Origin of the sequence: Pauljensenia sp. 20925_1_27, from assembly GCF_041432835.1 — a bacterium.
Taxonomy (GTDB): Bacteria; Actinomycetota; Actinomycetes; order Actinomycetales; family Actinomycetaceae; genus Pauljensenia.
On sequence record NZ_JAPWAH010000022.1, the window covers coordinates 20,607 to 27,513 of the forward strand.

4 protein-coding genes are annotated in these 6,907 nt (G+C 68.5%); all 4 read left to right on the forward strand.

Translation table 11 applies throughout. The features are described from left to right. Positions 1–201 precede the first annotated feature (201 nt). The 4 genes from O3684_RS09200 (at position 202) to O3684_RS09215 (ending at position 6,651) form a co-directional block, all read left to right on the forward strand. The gene (locus O3684_RS09200; RefSeq protein ID WP_500066520.1) at positions 202–1,392 is read left to right on the forward strand and encodes an ATP-binding protein; all 1,191 of its coding nucleotides are present in this window, start codon (positions 202–204) and stop codon (positions 1,390–1,392) included. After that, on the forward strand, positions 1,389–2,039 hold the full coding sequence (locus O3684_RS09205) for a LuxR C-terminal-related transcriptional regulator (protein ID WP_500066514.1): 651 nt from the start codon (positions 1,389–1,391) through the stop codon (positions 2,037–2,039). Before O3684_RS09200 ends, O3684_RS09205 begins: the two co-directional genes overlap by 4 nt. Before the next feature lie 133 nt (positions 2,040–2,172). Next, complete coding sequence (locus O3684_RS09210) at positions 2,173–3,663, forward strand: DUF1846 domain-containing protein (RefSeq protein WP_500066516.1); 1,491 nt, start codon at positions 2,173–2,175, stop codon at positions 3,661–3,663. A 138-nt stretch (positions 3,664–3,801) separates the two neighbouring features. Further along, positions 3,802–6,651, forward strand: coding sequence for a UvrD-helicase domain-containing protein (locus O3684_RS09215; RefSeq protein ID WP_500066518.1), 2,850 nt, complete (start codon positions 3,802–3,804; stop codon positions 6,649–6,651). The last annotated feature ends 256 nt before the right edge of the window (positions 6,652–6,907 follow it).

A 6,907-nucleotide genomic window follows, 5' to 3' on the forward strand; every position in this document is an offset into this window, starting at 1 on the left:
AAGAATGGGGGCACCGCGACAGTAGGGGACCCCCTGAATGACCCCTGATTGTGCTGGGGGTATCCCGGGGACTGCCCCGAGCCATGCCACAATGGAAACGTGAGCAGACCCGTGAACTCCCCCCGACCGGGGTGGACTCCGCCGATTCCGGCACCTCCCAGCCGGCCCCCGCTCGTGCGCGCGACCGCCTCGAGCCCGGACATGCCGGCCCCCTGGCTGGGCGGCGTGTGCTCGGGTCTGGCCGTACACCTGCGGTTGCCGGTCGCGCTCGTGCGTGTCTTGTTCGTCTGCCTGGCCGCGTTCGGCGTCGGCATCGGCGTCTACCTGTGGCTGTGGGTGACGGTCCCCGAGGATTCCCCGGAGCGAAGCGGGGCGGGCTCGCTCAGCCCCGGCCTCGTCCGACTGCGTGAAGAACGCGCCGCGCAGGTGTCGCGCAATCGCTTGATCGTCGTCGGCGTGGCCCTGGTCGCGGCCGCGATCGTGGGGACCGTCTTGAATGCGACGGGCACTCTGGACTGGCGAGACATGGGGGCTATCGTCTCGATAATTTCGGGCATTGCGCTCGTGTGGAGCCAGAGCCGCAACGTGAGTTCCTGGCGGTCATTGCGCTTCATCGGCGCTGTCTTCGGCGGCATAGTGCTGCTGAGCCTCGGCGTGGTGATGGTCGCCTCGCGCGATAATCCTCCCGTCATCCTGCTGCGTGGCGGTCTCATCGGGGCTGCCCTGGTGGCGGGTGTCCTCTTCGCTTTCATGCCCCTGTGGCTGCGCACCACGAAGGATCTCTCACAGGCTCAGGCTCAGCGCGTGCGCGAAGCCGAGCGCGCCGACATCGCCGCTCACCTGCACGACTCGGTGCTCCAGGCCCTCACTCTGATCCGCGCCTCCGCCGAGGACCCGGCCCGCGTGCGCGCCATCGCGCTCACCGAGGAACGCGAACTGCGCGCGTGGCTCTACACGGGACACGCCCAAGCCGCCGATTCCCTCGAAGCGGCCGTCACGGAGGCCGTCGTCGGCGTCGAAAGCCGCTACGGCGTGCCGATCAGCGTCGTCGTCGTGGGAGATATGCGCCCGGGTCCCGGTGAGCTTGCCCTCGTCGCGGCTCTGGCCGAGGCCTGCCAAAACGCCGTGCGTCACGGTGCCCCGCCTGTCTCCGTCTACGTCGAAGTGCGCCCCCGAGCCATCGAGGCCTTCATCAAGGACAACGGCGAAGGATTCGACCCCGCCACCATCGCGGCCGACCGCCACGGCGTGCGCGACTCCATCGTCGGGCGCATGCGCCGAGCAGGGGGAGACGCCACGATCAGGCGTCTCGCCCGCGGAACCGAAATTGCTCTGAGCGTGCCGCGCTCCGATATCCTAGAAGAAACAGCGCCCACCGGGAGGACACAGTGACCATCCGCATCCTCGTCATCGACGATCACCCCATGGTGCGTGCAGGCGTGCGCGCCGAGCTCGACAATTCCGGGGCCGACCTCGAGGTCGTTGGGGACGCCTCCGACGTCGAGGGTGCCATCGCGGCCTGCCGTGCGCTCACCCCGGACGTCGCCCTCCTCGACGTGCACCTCCCCGGTGGAAACGGCGGAGGCGGTGCCGAGGTCGCCAGCTCCTGCCGCGACATTGAGGGCCTGCACTTCCTCGCGCTGTCCGTTTCTGACGCGGCCGAGGACGTCGTCCAGGTGATCCGTGCGGGTGCCCGAGGGTACGTCACCAAGTCGATCTCCACCCCGGACCTCGTCGAAGCTATCGGACGCGTCGCCGCGGGGGACGCCGCTTTCAGCCCGCGCCTGGCCGGCTTCGTGCTGGACGCTTTCGGGACCGGCGAGGTTTCCACGACCGACAGCGAACTGGACCTGCTCTCGGCGCGCGAGCAGGAGGTCATGCGCCTCATCGCCCGCGGCTACACCTACAAGGAAGTCGCCCACGACCTCTTCATCTCTATCAAGACCGTCGAAACCCACGTGAGCGCGGTCCTGCGCAAGCTCCAGCTCTCCAACCGCAACGAGCTGACGCGTTGGGCGATGCAGCGCCACATCGTGTGAGGTCGGACCCCTTTCGCGTGCCCCATCCGCAGTGTGGCGCACCCCCGCCCTTACAATGGAACCCCGAGGGCGCGACTGCGCCTGCCCGCCCCGCACGGACGGCCTCTTCTGTTTCCGCGACCTCGGAGGATGCATGCACCGCATCGGTTTTGACAGTGATCAGTACGTCGAGATGCAGTCTCGGCACATCGCCCAGCGACGCAGCGAATTCGGCGGCAAGCTCTACCTGGAGTTTGGCGGCAAGCTGATCGACGACATGCACGCCTCGCGCGTTCTGCCCGGATTTACCCCCGACAACAAGGTGCGCATGCTGCGCGAACTGGCCGACGAGGTCGAGATCATCGTCGCCGTCAACGCCAAGGACTTCGCGCGCCGCAAGGTGCGCGCCGACATGGGCACCACCTATGACGACGAGGTCCTGCGTCAGATCGACGAGTTCCGTGAGCGCGGCCTGTACGTCGGGTCCGTCGTCATCACCCAGTGGACGGACGACAACAAGGCGGCCGCCGAGGTCAAGGAACGCTTCGAGAAGCTCGGCATCCGCGTCTACCGGCACTTCCCGATCCCCGGCTACCCCTCGGACGTTGAGCGCATCGTCTCCGATGCGGGCTACGGCGCGAACGAGTACGTGGAGACCACCCGCGACCTGATCGTCGTGACCGCCCCCGGCCCGGGCTCCGGCAAGATGGCGACCTGCCTGTCACAGCTCTACCACGACCACAAGCGCGGAATCGAGTCGGGGTACGCGAAGTGGGAGACCTTCCCGATCTGGAACATTGCGCTGGATCACCCGGTGAACATTGCCTACGAGGCGGCTACGGCGGACCTCGACGACGTCAACATGATCGATCCCTTCCACCTGGAGGCGTATGGGATCAAGACGGTCAACTATAACCGCGACGTGGAGATCTTCCCCGTCCTGAACCGCCTGTTCGAGAAGATCCTCGGCTCTTCCCCCTACAAGAGCCCCACGGACATGGGCGTCAACATGGCGGGCCACTGCATCGTGGACGACGAGGCATGTGCGGAGGCTTCGCGTCAGGAGATTATTCGCCGCTACTACAAGGCGCTCGTGACCGAGAAGAAGGAGATGAGCGAGCCCGTGCAGTCGGCGCGCATCTCCCTGCTGATGAGCCGCGTGGGCGTGGGGCGTATGGATCGCCCGGTCGTGCGTCCCGCCCTCGAGCTGGCTGAGGCGACGGGTGAGCCGGCCGCAGCGATCGAGCTGCCCGACGGCCAGATTGTCACGGGTAAGACGTCGGCGCTGCTGGGCTGCTCCTCGGCGATGCTGCTCAACGCGCTCAAGAAGCTCGCGGGGCTGCCCGACGAGGTCCAGCTGCTGGCTCCCCAGTCGATCGAGCCGATCCAGCGCCTTAAGACCCACGACCTGGGCTCGCGCAACCCGCGCCTGCACACCGACGAGGTCCTTATCGCGCTCGCGGTTAGTGCTAACGGCGACGACAATGCGCGCCGCGCCCTGGATAAGCTCAGCTCGCTGCGCGACTGCGACGTGCACGAGTCGGTCATCCTGGGCCCCGTGGACGAGGGCATCTTCCGCTCGCTCGGCATTCAGGTGACGACCGAGCCGGTGTACGCGACGAAGTCGCTGTACCGCAAGAAGTAATCGCTTCGACGAGGCCGGGGCTTTCTGTCGCGTATGAGCGCGGGGAGGCCCCGGCCTCGTTGTCTGCCGCCTTTCGTGGTTGGCGCCACCCGGGGCGGGGGTCGCAGGTGAGGGTGGGGCGGTTTACCCTTGGAGGCGATGAGTGACGCGACTTCTTTGCCTGACCTTGGTTTCCTGATCGGCCCCGACGGGGGTTTTCAGGACGACTACGTGCCGCCGGAGGTGCCCGCCTTTGATGTGGAGGACGCCTTGGGTTCTGACGCGTGGCCGGAGATCGCCGTGCCGGGTGGGGCGTCGGGTGCGCCGTCGGCGTGGGAGCCACCCGCCCCTTCGGGTGGTTTTTCGTCCGGCTGGGAGCGCTTCTCGCGTCCGAGCGTGGACCCGGAGTCGCTGACGCGCGGCCTCAACGATCGCCAGCGCGAGGCCGTCACCCACGCGGGTTCGCCGCTGCTGATCCTGGCGGGTGCTGGCTCCGGTAAGACCCGCGTGCTGACGCACCGCATCGCCTACCTGCTGGCCACGGGCCGCGCGCGGGCGGGGGAGATCCTGGCGATTACCTTCACGAACAAGGCGGCGGCCGAGATGCGTGAGCGTGCGGGCACCCTCGTGGGGGACGACGCGCGCCGCATGTGGGTGTCGACCTTCCACTCGGCGTGCGTGCGCCTGCTGCGCTACGAGCACGAGGCGGCGGGCCTGTCCTCGTCGTTTACGATCTATGACGCCCAGGATTCCCAGCGCCTCATCCAGATGGTCCTCAAAGCCCAGGACGTGGACATTAAGCGCTTCACCCCGAAGATGGTGGCGGCGCGCATTTCGGACGCGAAGAACGAGCTGATCGGCCCGGCGCGTTATGCGGAAACGGCGGGCAAGGATCCGGTCTCGCGCATCGTCGCGGACGCCTACGTCGAGTACGACAAGCGTATGCGTGCCTCGAACGCGCTGGACTTCGACGACCTCATCATGCGTACGGTCGAGCTGCTGGCCGACAACCCGCTGATCGCCGAGCACTACCACCGGCGCTTCCGTCACATCCTGGTGGACGAGTACCAGGACACGAACCACGCGCAGTACGTCCTCGTGCGCGCTCTCGTGGGGGATGGATCCGACGGGGTGACCCCCGCGGAGCTGACGGTCGTGGGCGACTCGGATCAGTCGATTTACGCCTTCCGAGGCGCCACGATCCGCAACATCGAGGAGTTCGAGCGCGACTTTACGGGCGCTCGCACGATCCTGCTCGAGCAGAACTACCGCTCCACACAGAACATCCTGTCTGCCGCGAACGCGGTCATCGCCCGCAACACGGGGCGCCGCGCGAAGAACCTGTGGACGGCCTCGGGCGACGGCGCGCTCATCACCCTGGACGCCGCCGATTCCGAGCACGACGAGGCCCGCTTCGTCGTCGGCGAGATCGACCGCCTCGCGGACTCCGGCGTCGAATGGGGCAACATCGCGGTCTTCTACCGCACGAACGCGCAGTCCCGCGCGCTCGAGGAACTCCTCGTGCGCCAGGGTATCCCGTACCGCGTCGTCGGCGGCACCCGCTTCTACGAGCGCCGCGAAATCAAGGACGCGCTGGCGTACCTGCAGCTCATCTCCAACCCTGACGACACCGTCGCGGCCCGCCGCGTCCTCAACGTTCCCAAACGCGGCATCGGTGCGAAGGCAGAGGAGGCGATCGCCGCGCATGCCGCCCACTACGGCATCTCCTTTGGTGCCGCCCTGCGTCACCTGTGGCTGCGGGCCGGCTGCCCCGCGGGTGAAGGCGAGGGGATCGACGTCGACGCGCTCGCCGCTCCCGTTTCCGCGGACGAGGCCTCGGCTGGGTCCTCTGCTTCTCCTTCCTCGGGTGAAACGGCGGGGGAGAAGGCGGGTACTCGCGACGGTGTAGACGACAGCGCGGCTGCTGACGAGAGCGCGGCTGCCCCGGCCTCGTCCCCTGTGGCTTCTGTACCTTCTGAGAGCGCGCCCGAGGTCCTGGGGATCACCCCGCGCGCCGCGAAGTCGGCGGCCGCCTTCTGGGGACTCATCGAAACGCTGCGCGCCGCGGAGGCGCGAGGCGCATCCCAGGCCGACATCCTCGAAGAGGTTCTCGACCATACCGGCTACCTGGCCGAGCTGCGCCGCAGCGAAGATCCGCAGGACGCCTCGCGCGTGGAAAACCTGGCGGAACTGCACTCGGTCGCGGGGGCTTTCGCGGCCGACGCTCCGGGTGGAACACTCGCGGACTTCCTCGAGCGTGTCGCGCTCGTCGCGGACTCGGACCAGGTGCCCGCGGAGGGCGAACGCGGCGGGCAAGTCACCCTCATGACCGTGCACACCGCGAAGGGCCTCGAATTCCCCGTCGTGTTCGTCACCGGCATGGAGGACGGCACCTTCCCGCACCAGCGCAGCCTCGGCGACGAGAGCGAGCTGGAAGAGGAACGCCGCCTGGCGTACGTGGCGATCACGCGTGCGCGCGAACGCCTCTACCTGACGCGCGCGGCCGTGCGCAGCGCCTGGGGGACGCCGCAGGAGATGCCGCCCTCACGGTTCCTCGACGACATCCCCGCCGAGCTACTCGACGTACGCCGCGCGGCCACGTCGGGGGAGCGCATGCGAGCCTCCTACGGCGGATCCTACGGGTCCGGATCGTATAGTTCCGGTTCCTACGGCTCGGGTTCCTACGGGCGTTCGCGCAGCCGCGAGGGGCGTGACCCGTGGGGCGATACCGACACGGGTGCCTTCGGATCCGGCCGTGGTGGTGCCTCCGCCCAGACCACGGGCGTGCGCAAGGTGACGCGCATGGGCGTGACCCCCGCCGCCAAGCCCGCCGAGGACAAGCCCGTGCTCTCCCTCAAGGTTGGCGACCGCATCAAGCACGCCACTCTGGGCGCCGGCACCGTCACCGGCATCGAAGGCGAGGGGCCGCGCACCGTGGCCCGCATCCGTTTCGGCCTGGGCGAGAAGCGCCTCCTCGTGCGCATGGCGCCGATGGAGAAGATCTCCTAGCGTTTCGCTGCCGGTTTTCCGGGCACCGCGTGGCCTGTCTCGTCGGCCGGGCTGCTTGGTGCGCCCTGCTGGGCCGGGCTGCTTGGTGTGCCCGTGGGCGGCGGCCCGCCCGCGAGCCGTCCGCGCCGCGAGCTTCGCTCGGCGCGTCGACTCGTTGTCCGGCCAGGCCCTGCCGCCGCCCATGGGCACCGCAGCCGGGCCCCGTTATCCACGGGCACCGCGGCCGGGCCTGCGGACCCTCCGGCGCCTCTATACC